Raw genomic sequence first — 18,449 nt, forward strand, 5'->3', positions numbered from 1 at the left:
CAAAAGCCTCTTTTCAGCAGGCCGCCTGCCACGTAAGGTAAGCGGCTAAGCCGATAACCGGAGCCACTATGCTACAGATTAAACAGATCCACCACATTGCCATTATCGCCACCGATTATGCGCGCAGTAAGGCATTCTATTGTGATGTGCTGGGCTTTGAATTGCTGGGGGAGTTTTATCGTGCAGAGCGTGATTCGTGGAAAGGGGATCTCGGGCTGAATGGTGTCTACACTATCGAACTGTTCTCCTTCCCGTCACCGCCAGCACGCGTCAGTCAGCCGGAAGCCTGTGGCTTACGTCATCTGGCATTTTGTGTTGAGGATGTGGAACAATCGGTCGCGGCGCTGGCTGAGAAGGGGGTGGTTTGCGAACCGATTCGTATTGATGCGTTGACCGATAAAACCTGTACCTTCTTCTCTGACCCCGATGGTTTGCCGCTGGAGCTATATCAGGCGTAAAATAGCGCCCATCGCGAGCCGCAATCGGGCGGTTCGCCCTTACGGATTGCGCCATGTCTTTGTCCCATCTTGCTGCACTGCTGACACCCGATGCCCGCTGCGTGCTGGCGTTCAGCGGTGGGCTGGATTCCACCGTGTTGTTGCATCAACTGGTTTGCTGGCAACGACAACATCCACAGTTTCAACTGCGCGCATTGCATGTCCATCATGGTTTAAGCCCCAATGCTGATAGTTGGGCAGCACATTGCCAGCACCTTTGCCAGCAGTGGCAAGTCCCCTGTGAGGTGTTGCGAGTGCAGGTGGATGGGCATGAGCAGGGGATAGAAGCGGCAGCGCGCGATGCACGTTATCAGGCGTTGTTTCAACACCTGCAACCCGGTGAGTACTTACTTACCGCCCAGCATCTTGATGATCAGTGTGAAACCCTGCTGCTGGCCCTAAAGCGTGGCAGTGGCCCGGCGGGCCTGGCCGCGATGCCATCACAACGTATCGTGGGGGAAAACACCCATCTGCGGCCATTGTTGACCTTCAGTCGTCAGCAACTTGAAAGTTGGGCGACAGAGCATCAGTTGCGTTGGATCGAAGACGAGAGCAACGCGGATTGCCGCTACGACAGAAATTTTCTGCGCCAGCAGGTACTCCCGTTATTGCATGCTCGCTGGCCGCATTTCAGCGCTGCGGCTGCACGCAGCGCCGCGTTATGTGGTGAACAGGAACAACTGCTGGACGCGTTGCTGGCGGAACAATTGGCACAACTCACGGATGAGCTGGGGCGACTTAACTTCACGCCGTTGTTGAGCATGCAGGAAGCGCGTCGTCATGCGCTGCTGCGGCGCTGGATTGCGCAGCAGGGCGGAACCATGCCCTCACGCGATGCATTGCTGCGCATCACCCGTGAAGTGATGCAGAGTCGGGAAGATGCCCAACCCTGCCTGCATTTTGGTGCTTTTGAACTGCGCCGTTATCGCCAGCACCTGTACTGGCTAGTGCCTCAACCTTCCCTCAGTCAGCACTCACTTACCTGGCATGACCTCTCGCAACCCTTGCGTTTGCCCGAACCGCTCGGGGAGTTACAGGCAAGCCATGATAGCCCGCGGCTACGTTACCCGACCGATGATGAGCAGGTGAGCGTGCGTTTTAAGGCCCAGGGCTATTTCCACCTGATCGAGCGGGCGGGGGGACGTGAAGTGAAAAAGCTGTGGCAGGAGCTGGGTGTTCCGCCCTGGCAGCGTGAACGGATCCCACTGATTTACTACAACCAGACGTTAATTTGCGCGCCGGGATTTTTTATCACCCGTGAAGGTGCGGCCAGCAATGAGCAAGGCTGGACGGCGGTCTGGTTACAACAACAATAAAACGGAGAGCAATGATGAAACACTGGATCGCGGCGGCACTTTTCGCCGTGGCACTGCCGGCGCTGGCCGACGGTGATATTAAGGCCGGGGCGCAAAAAGCGGCCAGTTGTCTGGCTTGTCATGGTGCGGAAGGAAAAAGCGCCGTGCCTTTGTATCCTAATCTGGCCGGGCAGCACGCACCTTATCTGCTGCACTCGTTACAAGCCTACAAAAAAGGGGAGCGCAGTGGGGGGCAGGCTGAGGTAATGAAAGCGTTTGTAGCCGGGTTAAGCGATCAGGATATGGAAGATCTGTCGGCGTATTACAGCTCGCTACAGCCATAGCGAGGGGGGCGGGAGAGGGATTTCCCGCCCGTAGGAAGGTTACTCGTCTTCGCTGACGATAACGGTGCCCAGCTCAGGGTGGCTGAAGCTGGCGATGTGATCGAGCCGCAGCTCGCGTGTTTCGCCGGAGAGGTCGACCGCAAGATACTCGACGTTTTTGCGTGAAATCATGTCCACGGCTTTCGCCTTGAGCTGATCACCGTTTTTTAATTCGAGCGCAAGCGTCCAGTGTTTTTGGCAGGCGAGTTCCAGGTTGTCGTAGTCATCGCAGTTGATGGGTTTGTAGGCTTCATTCGTCAACATAGTCGCTCACCAATAAGTTTGCAGCGGCATAGGCTGCCTGTTCCCTGACAGAAGAGTTTAGCGCAGAATTAGCGGCAATATCATTGAGTGCATTCAGCGCGCATCCAATGGCATCTGGCACATAACCCAGGTCGCCGCTGCCAATTTCGGCATACTTCTGGCGAACTAACTCACTATACTTTTGCACATTCACCTCCTCAGCAGAGTTTCAATACTCTGGTTGATAGGAGACTATATCACAGGCAATTCACTGAAATCAGCCAGTGAACAGCGCGAAGCATTCAGAGAAAAGCAGAAAAGTGGCAAAATTCGCTGCTGTTAAGCGTCTGCACAGCGCACAAAAGGTTAAGTTAATGGACAGGTCATTACGCAGTACAGGAACCCTTCCTGCGGCAGGTATCACATGATTGTATTGTCACGTTCGGTTTCACTGCCGGAAAATGAGGTCGAGTTGAGTGCCATCCGTGCGCAGGGCGCTGGTGGGCAGCATGTCAATAAAACCTCGACCGCCATCCACCTGCGTTTTGATATCAATGCGTCATCATTGCCGCCATTTTATAAAGAGCGTCTGCTGGCCGCGCGTCACCATTTGATCACCGAGGATGGCGTGGTGATTATCAAAGCGCAGGAATATCGTAGCCAGGAGATGAATCGCGAAGCTGCGTTACAGCGGTTGATTAATTTAATTCGGGAACTGACAACGGTGGAAAAAGTGAGGCGCGCCACTCGTCCCACCCGGGCATCGAAAGAACGACGACTGGACGGCAAAGCGCGGCGAAGTAATACCAAGGCGCTGCGGGGAAAAGTGCGTTAAAAAAAGCGCCTCTGGTCAGAGGCGCTCTGGGAGATTACTTGTTCAGGGCTTTTGCCAGGAATTCGACGATTTCGCTGTGCTTAATCATCTCTTTCTCGCTGGCGGAACGCGCTTTGTACTCGATCTCTTCATTATCGAGGTTGCGATCGCCGATCACGATGGTATGCGGTACACCAATCAGTTCCATATCGGCAAACATCACGCCCGGACGCTCTTTACGGTCATCCAGAATCACGTCAATGCCTTTGGCACGCAGCGCGTTGTACAGATCATCCGCGACTTCTTTCACACGGAAAGATTTGTGCATGTTCATTGGCAGAATCGCCACTTCGAACGGTGCCAGGGCTGCCGGCCAGATGATGCCACGCTCGTCATGGTTCTGCTCAATTGCCGCCGCCACCACGCGGGTGATACCGATACCGTAGCAGCCCATGGTCATGATTTGGTTACGACCATCTTCGCCTTGCACCGCCGCTTTCAGCGCATCGGAATATTTGGTGCCGAGCTGGAAGATGTGACCCACTTCGATACCACGTTTGATCAGCAGCGTGCCTTTACCGTCCGGGCTGGGATCGCCTTCCACCACGTTGCGAATATCTTCGACACGCGGTTCCGGCAAGTCACGGCCCCAGTTAATTCCAGCGAAGTGTTTGCCATCGATGTTGGCACCGGCGCAGAAGTCGCTGGTTTTCGCCACGGTACGGTCAGCAATCACCGGCATGGTCAGACCCACCGGACCGAGGGAACCCGGACCTGCGCCCAGAACCGCACGGATTTCGGCTTCGGTCGCCATTTCCAGCGGTGCGGCAACGATATCCAGCTTCTCCGCTTTCACTTCGTTGAGCTGATGATCACCACGCAGCAGCAGGGCAACCAGCGCATGGCCGCTCTCTTCGGTGCCTTTAACAAACAGCGTTTTGACCGTTTTCTCAATCGGCAGCTGATGCTGTTCAACCAACTCGGCGATGGTTTTCGCGTTTGGTGTGTCGAACTGCACCATCTGTTGTGTCGGCTGTGGACGTTCGCCAGCCGGGGCCAGAGCCTCAGCTTTCTCGATGTTAGCGGCGTAATCGGATTCGCTGGAGAAGATCACATCATCTTCACCGCTCTGCGCCAGCACCTGGAATTCATGTGAAGCGCTACCACCGATGGAACCGGTATCGGCCTGCACCGCACGGAAGTCCAGCCCCATACGGCTGAAGCTCTGGCTGTAGGCGCGATACATCGCGTCATAGGTTTCCTGCAACGATTCCTGCGAGGTGTGGAACGAGTAGGCATCTTTCATGATGAACTCGCGTGAACGCATCACCCCAAAGCGTGGGCGCACTTCGTCACGGAACTTGGTCTGGATCTGATACAGGTTGAGCGGCAATTGCTTGTAAGAGCTCAACTCGTTACGGATCAGGTCAGTGACCACTTCTTCATGCGTCGGACCCAACACGAACGGGCGATCGTGACGGTCTTTAATACGCAGCAGTTCGGGACCATATTGCTCCCAACGGCCACTCTCTTCCCACAGATCGGCAGGCTGAACCACCGGCATGGAGATTTCAATCGCGCCTGCGTTGTTCATCTCTTCACGCACGATGTTTTCGACTTTTCTCAGCACGCGAACACCGGTCGGCAGCCAGGTATAAAGTCCTGAAGCCAGTTTACGGATCATCCCGGCGCGCAGCATCAGCTGGTGGCTGATAACTTCCGCATCGGAGGGCGTCTCCTTCAGAGTGGAGAGCAAATATTGAGTAGTACGCATTGATTACGATTCCAGTTATACGGAAGGTCACTGACAAAAAATTTTGCTGGCGGCTAGTGTACCAGCGAGATCCGCCACTCAAAAGCGTGTTTTAGCGCGGATCGAGAGCGATCACCTCGGTGCCTGCCTCATCAATGCGCCAACGCACATTAAAATCGAGCAGCCAGGCAGCATATTCACGATCTTCTGCCTCACCTTTGCGATAAGCAGGGCGCGGATCCTGAGCCAGTACATCGCTGATAAAGCGTGCCAGATGGGGGTGGTTTTTTTGTTGCTGTTGAATTTGCGTCAACGCCAGTGCAGAGAAACGCACCGGCATTGCTGCCTCGGGAGCCTGCTGGGCAAATCCGGCGCGTGCATCCGGTAAGGCTTCGGCAAACGGCAGATAAGGTTTGATATCGACCACCGGGGTGCCATCCACCAGATCTAAACTGCCCAACTGCAAAATGACCTGCTGCTTTTCGCAACGGATGCCTTTGAGTTCAACCAGCGACATACCAATCGGATTGGGTCGGAAGGTTGAACGCGTCGCAAAGACGCCCATGCGCGCATTGCCACCCAGGCGTGGTGGACGTACGGTGGGGCGCCAGCCGCCAGCCATAGTTTGATGAAAAACAAACAGCACCCACAGATGGCTGAACGCTTCAAGACCGCGAACCGCTTCAGCCTGGTTGTAAGGTGGCAGCAGATGCAGCTCACCGGTGCCATCCTGCACCAGACCCGGCTGGCGCGGCACGGCGAATTTCTCTTTCCACGGCGAATGAATTACGCCGATTTGCGCAAAGGCAAACTCACTCATTGATTGGCAACTTTCAGTGCAGAACCCTGACAGACGGCCTGACGATAGCAACCCGGAGTGCTGGAGACGATTTCGCACTTATGCAGCAGCACGGCGTTCGCCTTCATTCCCGCCGCTCGCAGTTGCAGGCGTTTACGGGCGGTATTGATATTTGGCGGTGAATCCTGGGTGCTGCTCTGGCAATCATCGCCAGACACTTCGCCGAGGTCACGGAAAGGTTTGCTGACCAAATCGGTCGCGTCCGTGTAAATCTTCACCGGGGCCGGACGGGGCGCAGGGCGGCGTTCCGGTTCGCTGGATTGCTGCTGCGGGTGCGATGAAGCACTGCTTATCGGGTGATATTCACGCACACACCCGGTCAGCATCAATGCCAACAAGCAGAGCGGTAAAAAACGCATGGCAACATCCTCATGTTTTAAAAAGTGGCGTTATTGAAACAAGGACAACCGTAAATAACAAGTCAGCTGCCACAACCGGCAAAAGAAAGGGCGGCCGAAGCCGCCCTGAATGGCATGAGAAGAGGGGATTACCAGCCCTTCACCGCACCACCGTTGAAGATTTTGTTCGCGGCTTCCGCGACTTCGTCAGACTGATAAGCCTGAACAAATTTCTTCACGTTTTCAGCGTCTTTGTTGTCTTCACGGCTAACGATCAGGTTCACGTACGGTGAATCTTTATCTTCAACGAAGATACCGTCTTTAGCCGGGGTCAGGCCAATCTGGCTGGCGTAAGTGGTGTTGATTACTGCCAGCGCAATCTGCTGATCGTCCAGTGAACGCGGCAACTGCGGCGCTTCCAGCTCAACAATCTTCAGGTTTTTCGGGTTCTCGGTGATATCCAGCGCGGTCGGCAGCAGGCCAACACCGTCTTTCAGTTTAATCAGACCCACTTTCTGCAACAGCAGCAGCGAACGACCAAGGTTAGTCGGGTCATTCGGGATGGCGATCTGAGCGCCGTTCTGCAACTCATCCAGAGATTTGATCTTTTTGGAGTAGCCCGCGATGGGGTAAACAAAGGTGTTACCAACCGGTACCAGCTTATAGCCACGATCTTTGATCTGCTGATCCAGATACGGTTTGTGCTGGAAGGCGTTAACATCGATATCGCCTTTGCTCAGGGCTTCGTTCGGCAGAACGTAGTCGTTGAAGGTGACCAATTCAACATCCAGGCCATACTTCTCTTTCGCGACTTTCTGTGCCGTTTCAGCAACCTGCTGCTCGGCGCCAACAATCACACCCACTTTAATGTGGTTTGGATCTTTGGCTTTCTGATCGCATCCGGCCAGCGCAATCACGCCAATCAGCGCGCCCACAGCGGCAATCTTTTTAAATGTAAAAGACATATCCTTTCCTTAATAGAGAATATTGATATTGCTTGCTTACTTATGGGACACAGCACGCACGATGCGGTCGCCACAGAATTGGATTAAATAAACCAACACCACCAACAGGACCAGAACGGTATTCATCACGGTGGCGTTATAGCCGATGTAACCATACTGATAGCCGATCTGGCCGAGTCCGCCAGCACCCACAGCACCACCCATCGCGGAGTAGCCAACCAGCGTAATCAAAGTAATTGTAGCGGCATTCACCAGCCCCGGCAGGGCTTCAGGCAGCAACACCTTGCGTACGATTTGCAGCGGTGTGGCCCCCATCGCGCGTGACGCTTCGATCAACCCGGTGGGCAGTTCGAGCAAGGCGTTCTCAACCATACGGGCGATAAACGGCGCGGCCCCCACGGTCAGCGGCACAATCGCGGCTTGTAAACCGATCGACGTTCCCACGATCGCGCGGGTAAAGGGAATCATCCAGACCAGCAGGATAATGAACGGGATGGAACGGAAGATATTCACCAGCGCCGAGAGTACGCGATACAACGCACCGTTCGCCAGAATCTGGCCGGGACGGGTGACGTACAGCAAAACGCCAACGGGCAGGCCAAGCACAAAGCCAAAGAAGCCGGAGACAAAGGTCATCATCAGCGTTTCCCAAATGCCACGTCCCAGTAGCCACATCATCGCTTCAGACATAACCCAGTACCTCAACTTTCACATGATTCTCTTTCAACCAGGCAATGGCGGCTTGCGTATCATTTTCGCTGCCGTCCATCTCGGCCAGCATAATGCCGAACTTCACGCCACCGGCGTAATCCATCTGCGCGCTAATAATATTGTTATTAACGTTGAAGCGACGTGCCGCTTCTGACAGCAGAGGCGCATCCACCGACTTGCCCGTGAATTCCAGGCGTAATAAAGGTACGGTGTCATTTCCTGGCAGGGCCGACATGCGTTGCTGGTAATCGTCAGGAATATCGAGATGCAGGGTTGACTGGATAAACTGCTGCGCCAACGGTGTTTTCGGATGAGAAAATACTTCGCTAACGCTGTCTTGCTCAATCAGTTCGCCATTACTGATTACGGCGACCTGATCGCAGATGCGCTTCACTACATCCATTTCATGGGTGATCAGCAGGATGGTCAGACCAAGACGGCGATTGATATCTTTAAGCAACTCGAGGATGGAACGGGTTGTTGCCGGATCCAGAGCGCTGGTGGCTTCGTCGCACAGCAGCACTTTAGGGTTGCTGGCCAGAGCACGGGCAATCGCCACACGCTGTTTTTGACCACCGGACAGATTCGCCGGCCAGGCATCGTGTTTATCCGCCAGGCCCACCAGGTCCAGCAACTCGCTGACGCGCTGTTTGATCTGCTCGCGAGAAAGATTGCCCAGCTCAAGCGGTAGAGCGACGTTGCCGAAGACAGTGCGTGAGTTCATCAAATTAAAATGCTGGAAAATCATGCCAATCTGACGGCGTGCCTGTGTCAACTGACCTTCGGAAAGTGCGGTCAGATCCTGACCATCGACCAATACCCGGCCAGATGTAGGACGCTCCAGCAGATTGACGCAGCGAATAAGTGTACTTTTACCGGCACCGGATGCACCGATGACGCCATAAATCTGTCCGGCAGGCACATGCAGGCTGACGTTAGATAACGCCTGAATGGTGCGTGAACCTTGCTGGAACACTTTGCTAATATTTTCGAGTTTAATCATTAGGTTAATTATTATCGTGTTGCGTTGTCCGTGGTGTTTCGGGTTTCATCTGGCTACGCCGTGTGAAATCTGGATGGATGGTAAGGCATCCAGACGGCTAAATCAATGAAAGTCATTCAATCTGCCATTCTCTCAGTATGCGCAATCATGCGATACTGACCGGCAATTTTTGCAGCAGGAGTTTCTACGTGGCGAACAAAGTCCCGGCTATTTTTCTTGATCGTGATGGCACATTGAATGTCGATCACGGCTATGTCCATGAGATCGATAATTTTCAGTTTATTGATGGCACCATTGAGGCGTTACAGGCGCTGAAAAAAATGGGCTTTGCCCTGGTACTGGTCACCAATCAGTCGGGCATTGCGCGCGGCATGTTTACGGAAGACCAATTTATGCAGCTGACGGAGTGGATGGACTGGTCCCTGGCGGATCGCGATGTTGATCTCGATGGTATCTATTTCTGCCCGCATCTGCCGGATGCACCGGTTGAAGAGTATCGCCAGCAATGTGATTGCCGTAAACCGCAGCCTGGCATGCTGCTGTCGGCGCAGAAGCATCTCCATATAGATATGGCGGCTTCTTATATGGTTGGCGACAAACTGGAAGATATGCAGGCGGCGCAGGCGGCTGGTGTAGGCACGAAAGTGTTGGTGCGTACCGGTAAACCGGTGACGGCGGAAGGCGAAGCGGCGGCGGATTGGGTGATTGATAGCCTGGCTGACCTGCCGGAACGTATTAAAAAGGGCTAAAAACGGGCCTTTTGCACAAAATTCAGCCGAACAGTAAAAAAGTTGAAATTTACGCTTGCGCTTCGTCAGAGTCTCCCTATAATGCGCCTCCACTGACACGGCAAAGCGGCAACGCAGACGGTCAGCGAGGGACGAAGTGATTCATCCCGCCAGAGAAAAATCTCGAAAAAGAGATTGACTCTGAAGGAGGAAAGCGTAATATACGCCACCTCGCGACAGACGGTTAACCCGCTGTTCGCACTGCTCTTTAACAATTTATCAGACAATCTGTGTGGGCACTCGCAGGATTGATATCAAAAGTCTACGGACTTAAAAAATATCAAGTCTCAAGAGTGAACACGTAATTCATTACGAAGTTTAATTCTTTGAGCATCAAACTTTAAATTGAAGAGTTTGATCATGGCTCAGATTGAACGCTGGCGGCAGGCCTAACACATGCAAGTCGAACGGTAGCACAGAGGAGCTTGCTCCTTGGGTGACGAGTGGCGGACGGGTGAGTAATGTCTGGGGATCTGCCCGATGGAGGGGGATAACTACTGGAAACGGTAGCTAATACCGCATAACGTCGCAAGACCAAAGTGGGGGACCTTCGGGCCTCACACCATCGGATGAACCCAGATGGGATTAGCTAGTAGGTGGGGTAACGGCTCACCTAGGCGACGATCCCTAGCTGGTCTGAGAGGATGACCAGCCACACTGGAACTGAGACACGGTCCAGACTCCTACGGGAGGCAGCAGTGGGGAATATTGCACAATGGGCGCAAGCCTGATGCAGCCATGCCGCGTGTATGAAGAAGGCCTTCGGGTTGTAAAGTACTTTCAGCGGGGAGGAAGGGGTGATGTTTAATATGCATCATCATTGACGTTACCCGCAGAAGAAGCACCGGCTAACTCCGTGCCAGCAGCCGCGGTAATACGGAGGGTGCAAGCGTTAATCGGAATTACTGGGCGTAAAGCGCACGCAGGCGGTCTGTCAAGTCGGATGTGAAATCCCCGGGCTTAACCTGGGAACTGCATTCGAAACTGGCAGGCTAGAGTCTTGTAGAGGGGGGTAGAATTCCAGGTGTAGCGGTGAAATGCGTAGAGATCTGGAGGAATACCGGTGGCGAAGGCGGCCCCCTGGACAAAGACTGACGCTCAGGTGCGAAAGCGTGGGGAGCAAACAGGATTAGATACCCTGGTAGTCCACGCTGTAAACGATGTCGACTTGGAGGTTGTGCCCTTGAGGCGTGGCTTCCGGAGCTAACGCGTTAAGTCGACCGCCTGGGGAGTACGGCCGCAAGGTTAAAACTCAAATGAATTGACGGGGGCCCGCACAAGCGGTGGAGCATGTGGTTTAATTCGATGCAACGCGAAGAACCTTACCTGGCCTTGACATCCACGGAATTTGGCAGAGATGCCTTAGTGCCTTCGGGAACCGTGAGACAGGTGCTGCATGGCTGTCGTCAGCTCGTGTTGTGAAATGTTGGGTTAAGTCCCGCAACGAGCGCAACCCTTATCCTTTGTTGCCAGCGATTCGGTCGGGAACTCAAAGGAGACTGCCGGTGATAAACCGGAGGAAGGTGGGGATGACGTCAAGTCATCATGGCCCTTACGGCCAGGGCTACACACGTGCTACAATGGCGCATACAAAGAGAAGCGACCTCGCGAGAGCAAGCGGACCTCATAAAGTGCGTCGTAGTCCGGATTGGAGTCTGCAACTCGACTCCATGAAGTCGGAATCGCTAGTAATCGTAGATCAGAATGCTACGGTGAATACGTTCCCGGGCCTTGTACACACCGCCCGTCACACCATGGGAGTGGGTTGCAAAAGAAGTAGGTAGCTTAACCTTCGGGAGGGCGCTTACCACTTTGTGATTCATGACTGGGGTGAAGTCGTAACAAGGTAACCGTAGGGGAACCTGCGGTTGGATCACCTCCTTACCTGAAGATACCTTCCTTCGAAGTGCTCACACAGATTGTCTGATGAAAACGTAATGAGCAAGACGGCTGCGAAGTCGTGACACTTCATGTGTCCCCTTCGTCTAGCGGTTAGGACTCCGCCCTTTCACGGCGGCAACAGGGGTTCGAATCCCCTAGGGGACGCCACTTGCTTGGTGACAGGTGAAAGGTGTCGCTGCTCAGTATCTCAAAACTGGCTTACGAGTCATGTTTGAGATATTTGCTCTTTAACAATCCGGAACAAGCTGAAAATTTGAAACGACACGTTGTTTCATTTCTCCGTAATAAGAAATGAAAACGATGTGTTCGAGTCTCTCAAATGCTTGCAGTCTGCATGCGTGAAAACGCCTGTGGGTTGTGAGGTTAAGCGACTAAGCGTACACGGTGGATGCCCTGGCAGTCAGAGGCGATGAAGGACGTGCTAATCTGCGAAAAGCGTCGGTAAGGTGATATGAACCGCAACAGCCGACGATGTCCGAATGGGGAAACCCAGTGCATTTATGCACTATCGTTAACTGAATACATAGGTTAACGAGGCGAACCGGGGGAACTGAAACATCTAAGTACCCCGAGGAAAAGAAATCAACCGAGATTCCCCCAGTAGCGGCGAGCGAACGGGGAACAGCCCAGGACCTGAATCAGTTTGTGTGTTAATGGAAGCGTCTGGAAAGTCGCGCGATACAGGGTGACAGCCCCGTACATGAAAATGCACAGATTGTGAGTCCGATGAGTAGGGCGGGACACGTGGTATCCTGTCTGAATATGGGGGGACCATCCTCCAAGGCTAAATACTCCTGACTGACCGATAGTGAACCAGTACCGTGAGGGAAAGGCGAAAAGAACCCCGGCGAGGGGAGTGAAACAGAACCTGAAACCGTGTACGTACAAGCAGTGGGAGCACCTTCGGGTGTGACTGCGTACCTTTTGTATAATGGGTCAGCGACTTATATTCTGTAGCAAGGTTAACCGTATAGGGGAGCCGCAGGGAAACCGAGTCTTAATTGGGCGTTAAGTTGCAGGGTATAGACCCGAAACCCGGTGATCTAGCCATGGGCAGGTTGAAGGTTGGGTAACACTAACTGGAGGACCGAACCGACTAATGTTGAAAAATTAGCGGATGACTTGTGGCTGGGGGTGAAAGGCCAATCAAACCGGGAGATAGCTGGTTCTCCCCGAAAGCTATTTAGGTAGCGCCTCGTGAACTCATCTCCGGGGGTAGAGCACTGTTTCGGCTAGGGGGCCATCCCGGCTTACCAACCCGATGCAAACTGCGAATACCGGAGAATGTTATCACGGGAGACACACGGCGGGTGCTAACGTCCGTCGTGAAGAGGGAAACAACCCAGACCGCCAGCTAAGGTCCCAAAGTCATGGTTAAGTGGGAAACGATGTGGGAAGGCCCAGACAGCCAGGATGTTGGCTTAGAAGCAGCCATCATTTAAAGAAAGCGTAATAGCTCACTGGTCGAGTCGGCCTGCGCGGAAGATGTAACGGGGCTAAACCATGCACCGAAGCTGCGGCAGCGACGCTTAGGCGTTGTTGGGTAGGGGAGCGTTCTGTAAGCCGCTGAAGGTGGACTGTGAGGTCTGCTGGAGGTATCAGAAGTGCGAATGCTGACATAAGTAACGATAAAGCGGGTGAAAAGCCCGCTCGCCGGAAGACCAAGGGTTCCTGTCCAACGTTAATCGGGGCAGGGTGAGTCGACCCCTAAGGCGAGGCTGAAAAGCGTAGTCGATGGGAAACAGGTTAATATTCCTGTACTTGGTGTTACTGCGAAGGGGGGACGGAGAAGGCTAGGTTATCCGGGCGACGGTTGTCCCGGTTTAAGCGTGTAGGCTTGCATTCCAGGCAAATCCGGAATGCTTTAAGGCTGAGGCGTGATGACGAGCCACTACGGTGGTGAAGTAACTGATGCCCTGCTTCCAGGAAAAGCCTCTAAGCTCCAGGTAACACGAAATCGTACCCCAAACCGACACAGGTGGTCAGGTAGAGAATACCAAGGCGCTTGAGAGAACTCGGGTGAAGGAACTAGGCAAAATGGTGCCGTAACTTCGGGAGAAGGCACGCTGGCATTAGGTGAAGGGACTTGCTCCCGGAGCTGAAGCCAGTCGAAGATACCAGCTGGCTGCAACTGTTTATTAAAAACACAGCACTGTGCAAACACGAAAGTGGACGTATACGGTGTGACGCCTGCCCGGTGCCGGAAGGTTAATTGATGGGGTTATCCGTAAGGAGAAGCTCTTGATCGAAGCCCCGGTAAACGGCGGCCGTAACTATAACGGTCCTAAGGTAGCGAAATTCCTTGTCGGGTAAGTTCCGACCTGCACGAATGGCGTAATGATGGCCAGGCTGTCTCCACCCGAGACTCAGTGAAATTGAAATCGCTGTGAAGATGCAGTGTACCCGCGGCAAGACGGAAAGACCCCGTGAACCTTTACTATAGCTTGACACTGAACATTGAGCCTTGATGTGTAGGATAGGTGGGAGGCTTTGAAGTGTGGACGCCAGTCTGCATGGAGCCAACCTTGAAATACCACCCTTTAATGTTTGATGTTCTAACGTAGGCCCGTAATCCGGGCTGCGGACAGTGTCTGGTGGGTAGTTTGACTGGGGCGGTCTCCTCCCAAAGTGTAACGGAGGAGCACGAAGGTTGGCTAATCCTGGTCGGACATCAGGAGGTTAGTGCAATGGCATAAGCCAGCTTGACTGCGAGAGTGACGGCTCGAGCAGGTGCGAAAGCAGGTCATAGTGATCCGGTGGTTCTGAATGGAAGGGCCATCGCTCAACGGATAAAAGGTACTCCGGGGATAACAGGCTGATACCGCCCAAGAGTTCATATCGACGGCGGTGTTTGGCACCTCGATGTCGGCTCATCACATCCTGGGGCTGAAGTAGGTCCCAAGGGTACGGCTGTTCGCCGTTTAAAGTGGTACGCGAGCTGGGTTTAGAACGTCGTGAGACAGTTCGGTCCCTATCTGCCGTGGGCGCTGGAGAATTGAGGGGGGTTGCTCCTAGTACGAGAGGACCGGAGTGAACGCACCACTGGTGTTCGGGTTGTCATGCCAATGGCATTGCCCGGTAGCTAAGTGCGGAAAAGATAAGTGCTGAAAGCATCTAAGCACGAAACTTGCCCCGAGATGAGTTCTCCCTGACTCCTTGAGAGTCCTGAAGGGACGTTGAAGACGACGACGTTGATAGGCCGGATGTGTAAGTGCAGCGATGCATTGAGCTAACCGGTACTAATGACCCGTGAGGCTTAACCTTACAACGCCAGAGGCGTTTTGAGTTGAGAGACGCGAGAATTTTCAGCATTGTTCGAACGGATTGATTCGTATGGCCTGCGAGGGCGGTATGGATAAACAGAATTTGCCTGGCGGCTGTAGCGCGGTGGTCCCACCTGACCCCATGCCGAACTCAGAAGTGAAACGCCGTAGCGCCGATGGTAGTGTGGGGTCTCCCCATGCGAGAGTAGGGAACTGCCAGGCATCAATTTAAGGTATTTACCTGAAAAGGTAACACCGGTTATCAGCGAGACCCCGCTGGTAATGCAGTATTCGGTGGTGCGGTAGTTCAGTCGGTTAGAATACCGGCCTGTCACGCCGGGGGTCGCGGGTTCGAGTCCCGTCCGCACCGCCACTCTCTTGATTAGCCCTGACTGAAAAGTCAGGGCTTTTTCATTTCTGTATTTCTTTAGCGTATTATTGACTGAAACGCAAAATTCCTCTGCTTATAAGCGGATTTTTCAGCAATAAAGAAGCTGTCAAAATGCTCCCATCGAAAACATTTCATTCAACGATGAGGAAATCATGACAATCCCTGCTTTTGGTTTAGGTACTTTCCGTCTGCAAGACGATGTTGTTATTCATTCGGTTAAAACCGCACTTGAGCTTGGCTATCGAACAATCGATACCGCACAAATCTATGAAAATGAGGCTGCTGTAGGTCAGGCGATTGCCGAAAGTGGCGTTGCACGAGACGCGTTATTCGTGACCACCAAGATCTGGGTGGAAAATCTCTCTGTTGATAAATTGATCCCCAGCCTTAAAGAGAGCCTGGTGAAACTGCGCACCGACTATGTAGATCTTACCCTGATCCACTGGCCGTCGCCGGGAGCCAGCGTTTCGGTAAAAGAGAGCATGCAGGCACTGCTGGCCGCCAAAGAAGCGGGCCTGACTCGTCAAATCGGTATCTCCAACTTCCCGATTGCATTGATGAAAGAAGCAATTGAAGCGGTCGGTGTGGAAAATATTGCTACCAACCAGATTGAGCTTCATCCCTATTTGCAGAACGAGCAGGTGGTGAAGTTTGCCCGGGAGCAGGGGATTCACATCACCTCTTACATGACACTGGCCTATGGTGAAGCGCTGAAAGATGGAGTCATTCAGGCTATTGCACAGAAGCACCGGGCAACCCCAGCGCAGGTAGTGCTGGCATGGGCAATGCAGTTGGGTTATGCCGTCATTCCGTCATCGACCAAACGCGACAACCTAGCCGGAAATCTGCAAGCTCAGGATTTACAGCTGGATTCTGATGATATGGATAAGATCCACGCCCTGGATCGTCGGCATCGTCTGGTTAGTCCGGATGGTTTGGCTCCGGCCTGGGATTAAGCAAAAAAATCAGTCCTGGCTTCGCCAGGGCTGGTTCTGCACCCAATCGCTGAGAAAATCAATAAATGCCCGTACTCGCTGACTGACACCAAGATCACTGTAATAAACTGCGTTAAACGGCATTTCTACCGGCAAACGCTGATCCGCCAGCAACTCTACAAAGGTCCCATCGGCAATTTCTTGATCAACCATATAGTCAGAAAGGCAGGCAATACCATTGTCGTTCAGGCAAAGTTGTTTGATTGTTTCCCCGCTGTTCGAAGACATTCCCGGATTAATATCATAAAGTTCGCCATTTTCCTGCGCCACAGGCCAGCGATTCAACCGTAAAGGCTCAACGAAACCGAGACATTCATGGTGCGCTAAATCGGCCACAGAGCGTGGAGTACCATACTTCGCCAGGTACGCAGGGGTGGCGACCAGTTTGCGATAGCTGATAAATAATAAACGAGCGCGCAGGGTGGAGTCGGTCAGGGTTCCGGCGCGAATGGCCACATCGACTTTACGCTCGATAAGATTGATAAAGCTCTCCGAGGAAATCAACGAGAGAGTGACATCGGGATAGCGTGCGCGAAACGGTTTAACCATCGGCAACAACAAATGCAGGATCACCGGCGTTGCGGCATCAATGCGCAGCACGCCACGCGGAGCTTGCTGTCTGTCTATCAACTCGCTCTCCGCTGTTGACATCTCCTGCATCAATTTTTGTATGCGACGAAAGTAGTGTTCACCTTCATGCGTGAGGGCGAGCTGGCGAGTGGTACGTGTCAATAACGCCACACCCAACTTAGTCTCCAGCTTTTTCACCGTCCGGCTGACCGCCGAGTTGGCCATATGTAATTGTTCAGCAGCACGGCTAAAGCTCCCGCTTTCCACTACCGCAATAAACACTTTCAGCTCGTCTGATGATGCCTTCATTATCCCCCCACAAGCAAAAGTCTATTGTTACTTTGCACCTTTTTGTTATTAAACCATAAGCGGATACTGGCGCCCATCAAAACTAATTGGGAGTCAATCATGCCACTTGCACTCTGGGCGCTGACCATCAGCGCCTTTGCTATCGGAACCACTGAATTTGTCATCGTCGGGTTGATCCCGACCATCGCGCAACAACTTGCGATTACCCTGCCTTCAGCCGGGATGCTGGTATCTATCTACGCCCTTGGGGTAGCCATCGGTGCTCCGGTGCTAACGGCGTTGACCGGGAAATTACCGCGTAAACATTTGCTGATGGGGTTAATGGCGCTTTTCACCCTTGGCAATCTGGTAGCCTGGCAGGCACCGAACTATGAAACATTGGTGATTGCGCGACTGCTCACTGGTCTGGCACATGGTGTGTTCTTTTCGGTAGGGTCAACCATCGCGACCAGTTTGGTGAGTAAAGAGAAAGCGGCCAGCGCTATTGCGATTATGTTTGGCGGTTTGACAGTTGCCCTGGTAACGGGCGTGCCACTGGGAACGCTGATCGGGCAGCATTTTGGCTGGCGTGAGAGCTTCCTGGCGGTATCGATGTTGGGGGTTATTGCCCTGGTCGCCAGTATGCTGCTGGTTCCACGCCATATCGCTCAGCCGCCCGTTACTTCGTTACGACAGCAGGCCCGTGTGTTAACCAATCCACGTTTGTTGTTGATCTATGCCATCACTGCCCTCGGGTACGGTGGGGTGTTCACTGCTTTTACTTTTCTGGCACCGATGATGCAGTCACTGGCGGGTTTCTCACCTTCGGCTGTGAGCGTTATCTTACTGGGCTATGGCATCGCGGTGGCAATTGGCAATATCTGGGGTGGTAAGCTGGCGGATCGTCATGGCGCTGTGCCGGCTTTGACCCTCATTTTCGCCGCACTGACGGTACTGTTGGGCGTCTTTCAGGTGACGTCGAGTATGCACTATCTGGCATTAGTGACCGTAGTGGTGATGGGTATTTTTGCTTTCGCCAACGTGCCGGGGTTGCAGGTTTATGTAGTGCAGAAGGCAGAACATTACGCCCCTGGTGCGGTAGATGTCGCCTCGGGTTTAAATATTGCCGCTTTTAATATTGGCATTGCGCTGGGCTCTTCTGTGGGCGGTCATATCGTGCAGCAATATGGGTTAGCACAAACTCCCTGGGTCGGTGCAGTCATCGTCTTTATCGCTTTGTTACTGGTGCGTCTGAGCGGTGCGCTGGACAGGCCGCGCGCGGTGATGGCCGTCGAATAATTCGCTTTCCAGCCCACGCTCAGGTGGGCTGATGCACTCAAATGCCGTTAAGGCCATTCCGACAATCAAGAACACCAATTGAAACCCCGCGC

16 protein-coding genes, 2 tRNA genes and 3 rRNA genes are annotated in these 18,449 nt (G+C 53.4%); 12 read left to right on the forward strand and 9 right to left on the reverse strand.

What is annotated here, in order from left to right:
- Positions 1 to 68 precede the first annotated feature (68 nt).
- From AC6I8T_RS04065 to AC6I8T_RS04075, 3 genes are read left to right on the forward strand one after another with little or no spacing between them, the layout of a single operon-like run.
- Positions 69 to 458, forward strand: coding sequence for a VOC family protein (locus tag AC6I8T_RS04065; RefSeq protein ID WP_208724849.1), 390 nt, complete (start codon positions 69 to 71; stop codon positions 456 to 458).
- 53 nt (positions 459 to 511) lie between these two features.
- Positions 512 to 1,813: a tRNA lysidine(34) synthetase TilS gene (tilS, locus tag AC6I8T_RS04070; protein ID WP_208724851.1), complete on the forward strand. Its 1,302-nt coding sequence runs from the start codon at positions 512 to 514 to the stop codon at positions 1,811 to 1,813.
- A 14-nt stretch (positions 1,814 to 1,827) separates the two neighbouring features.
- The gene (locus tag AC6I8T_RS04075; RefSeq protein ID WP_036626609.1) at positions 1,828 to 2,136 is read left to right on the forward strand and encodes a c-type cytochrome; all 309 of its coding nucleotides are present in this window, start codon (positions 1,828 to 1,830) and stop codon (positions 2,134 to 2,136) included.
- Between the two features lie 39 nt (positions 2,137 to 2,175).
- Here the strand turns inward: AC6I8T_RS04075 and rof are convergent, their stop codons facing one another.
- The gene (rof, locus tag AC6I8T_RS04080; protein ID WP_013507963.1) at positions 2,176 to 2,439 is read right to left on the reverse strand and encodes a Rho-binding antiterminator; all 264 of its coding nucleotides are present in this window, start codon (positions 2,437 to 2,439) and stop codon (positions 2,176 to 2,178) included.
- Entirely contained in the window at positions 2,426 to 2,626 is a 201-nt protein-coding gene (locus AC6I8T_RS04085) for a YaeP family protein (RefSeq protein ID WP_497833524.1), read from the reverse strand. Before AC6I8T_RS04085 ends, rof begins: the two co-directional genes overlap by 14 nt.
- A 216-nt stretch (positions 2,627 to 2,842) precedes the next feature.
- On the opposite strand from AC6I8T_RS04085, the gene arfB reads away from it, so the two are divergent.
- Positions 2,843 to 3,253, forward strand: coding sequence for an alternative ribosome rescue aminoacyl-tRNA hydrolase ArfB (arfB, locus tag AC6I8T_RS04090; RefSeq protein ID WP_208724854.1), 411 nt, complete (start codon positions 2,843 to 2,845; stop codon positions 3,251 to 3,253).
- A 34-nt stretch (positions 3,254 to 3,287) separates the two neighbouring features.
- Here the strand turns inward: arfB and proS are convergent, their stop codons facing one another.
- The 6 genes from proS to metN all read right to left on the reverse strand — a co-directional run bounded on the left by proS (position 3,288) and on the right by metN (position 8,861).
- Positions 3,288 to 5,006, reverse strand: coding sequence for a proline--tRNA ligase (gene proS / locus AC6I8T_RS04095; RefSeq protein ID WP_021184649.1), 1,719 nt, complete (start codon positions 5,004 to 5,006; stop codon positions 3,288 to 3,290).
- Positions 5,007 to 5,097: 91 nt separating this feature from the next.
- Complete coding sequence (gene tsaA, locus AC6I8T_RS04100) at positions 5,098 to 5,805, reverse strand: tRNA (N6-threonylcarbamoyladenosine(37)-N6)-methyltransferase TrmO (RefSeq protein WP_208724857.1); 708 nt, start codon at positions 5,803 to 5,805, stop codon at positions 5,098 to 5,100.
- The gene (gene rcsF, locus AC6I8T_RS04105) at positions 5,802 to 6,203 is read right to left on the reverse strand and encodes an envelope stress sensor lipoprotein RcsF (RefSeq protein WP_021184647.1); all 402 of its coding nucleotides are present in this window, start codon (positions 6,201 to 6,203) and stop codon (positions 5,802 to 5,804) included. The genes tsaA and rcsF overlap by 4 nt, the downstream gene beginning before the upstream one ends.
- A 128-nt stretch (positions 6,204 to 6,331) precedes the next feature.
- The gene (locus tag AC6I8T_RS04110; protein WP_013507969.1) at positions 6,332 to 7,147 is read right to left on the reverse strand and encodes a MetQ/NlpA family lipoprotein; all 816 of its coding nucleotides are present in this window, start codon (positions 7,145 to 7,147) and stop codon (positions 6,332 to 6,334) included.
- A 36-nt stretch (positions 7,148 to 7,183) separates the two neighbouring features.
- Complete coding sequence (locus AC6I8T_RS04115) at positions 7,184 to 7,837, reverse strand: methionine ABC transporter permease MetI (RefSeq protein WP_013507970.1); 654 nt, start codon at positions 7,835 to 7,837, stop codon at positions 7,184 to 7,186.
- Positions 7,830 to 8,861, reverse strand: a complete 1,032-nt coding sequence (gene metN, locus AC6I8T_RS04120) for a methionine ABC transporter ATP-binding protein MetN (RefSeq protein ID WP_208724859.1) — start codon at positions 8,859 to 8,861, stop codon at positions 7,830 to 7,832. Before metN ends, AC6I8T_RS04115 begins: the two co-directional genes overlap by 8 nt.
- 188 nt (positions 8,862 to 9,049) lie before the next feature.
- Here metN and gmhB point away from each other — a divergent pair, with 188 nt between their 5' ends.
- From gmhB to dkgB, 7 genes are all read left to right on the forward strand, one after another.
- Positions 9,050 to 9,610 carry a D-glycero-beta-D-manno-heptose 1,7-bisphosphate 7-phosphatase gene (gmhB, locus tag AC6I8T_RS04125; protein ID WP_208724861.1) on the forward strand — a complete coding sequence of 187 codons (561 nt, stop codon included), beginning with the start codon at positions 9,050 to 9,052 and terminating at the stop codon, positions 9,608 to 9,610.
- Positions 9,611 to 9,991: 381 nt separating this feature from the next.
- A 16S ribosomal RNA gene (locus AC6I8T_RS04130) occupies positions 9,992 to 11,533 on the forward strand.
- A gap of 90 nt (positions 11,534 to 11,623) precedes the next feature.
- A tRNA-Glu gene (locus AC6I8T_RS04135) sits at positions 11,624 to 11,698 on the forward strand.
- Between the two features lie 214 nt (positions 11,699 to 11,912).
- Positions 11,913 to 14,815, forward strand: a 23S ribosomal RNA gene (locus AC6I8T_RS04140).
- Between the two features lie 105 nt (positions 14,816 to 14,920).
- A 5S ribosomal RNA gene (gene rrf, locus AC6I8T_RS04145) occupies positions 14,921 to 15,036 on the forward strand.
- Together the 16S, 23S and 5S rRNA genes with 2 tRNA genes alongside form the textbook arrangement of a ribosomal RNA operon.
- A 74-nt stretch (positions 15,037 to 15,110) precedes the next feature.
- Positions 15,111 to 15,187 (forward strand) — tRNA-Asp (locus AC6I8T_RS04150).
- Between the two features lie 170 nt (positions 15,188 to 15,357).
- Positions 15,358 to 16,161, forward strand: a complete 804-nt coding sequence (gene dkgB / locus AC6I8T_RS04155) for a 2,5-didehydrogluconate reductase DkgB (protein WP_497833525.1) — start codon at positions 15,358 to 15,360, stop codon at positions 16,159 to 16,161.
- A 9-nt stretch (positions 16,162 to 16,170) separates the two neighbouring features.
- Here dkgB and yafC read toward each other — a convergent pair whose 3' ends face one another.
- The gene (gene yafC, locus AC6I8T_RS04160; RefSeq protein ID WP_021186126.1) at positions 16,171 to 17,079 is read right to left on the reverse strand and encodes a DNA-binding transcriptional regulator YafC; all 909 of its coding nucleotides are present in this window, start codon (positions 17,077 to 17,079) and stop codon (positions 16,171 to 16,173) included.
- 99 nt (positions 17,080 to 17,178) lie between these two features.
- Between yafC and AC6I8T_RS04165 the strand changes: the two genes are divergently transcribed.
- Positions 17,179 to 18,357 carry an MFS transporter gene (locus AC6I8T_RS04165; RefSeq protein WP_497830115.1) on the forward strand — a complete coding sequence of 393 codons (1,179 nt, stop codon included), beginning with the start codon at positions 17,179 to 17,181 and terminating at the stop codon, positions 18,355 to 18,357.
- Positions 18,358 to 18,449: the final 92 nt, after the last annotated feature.

The organism is Pantoea sp. X-Soil-OKNW-556 (assembly GCF_059730695.1).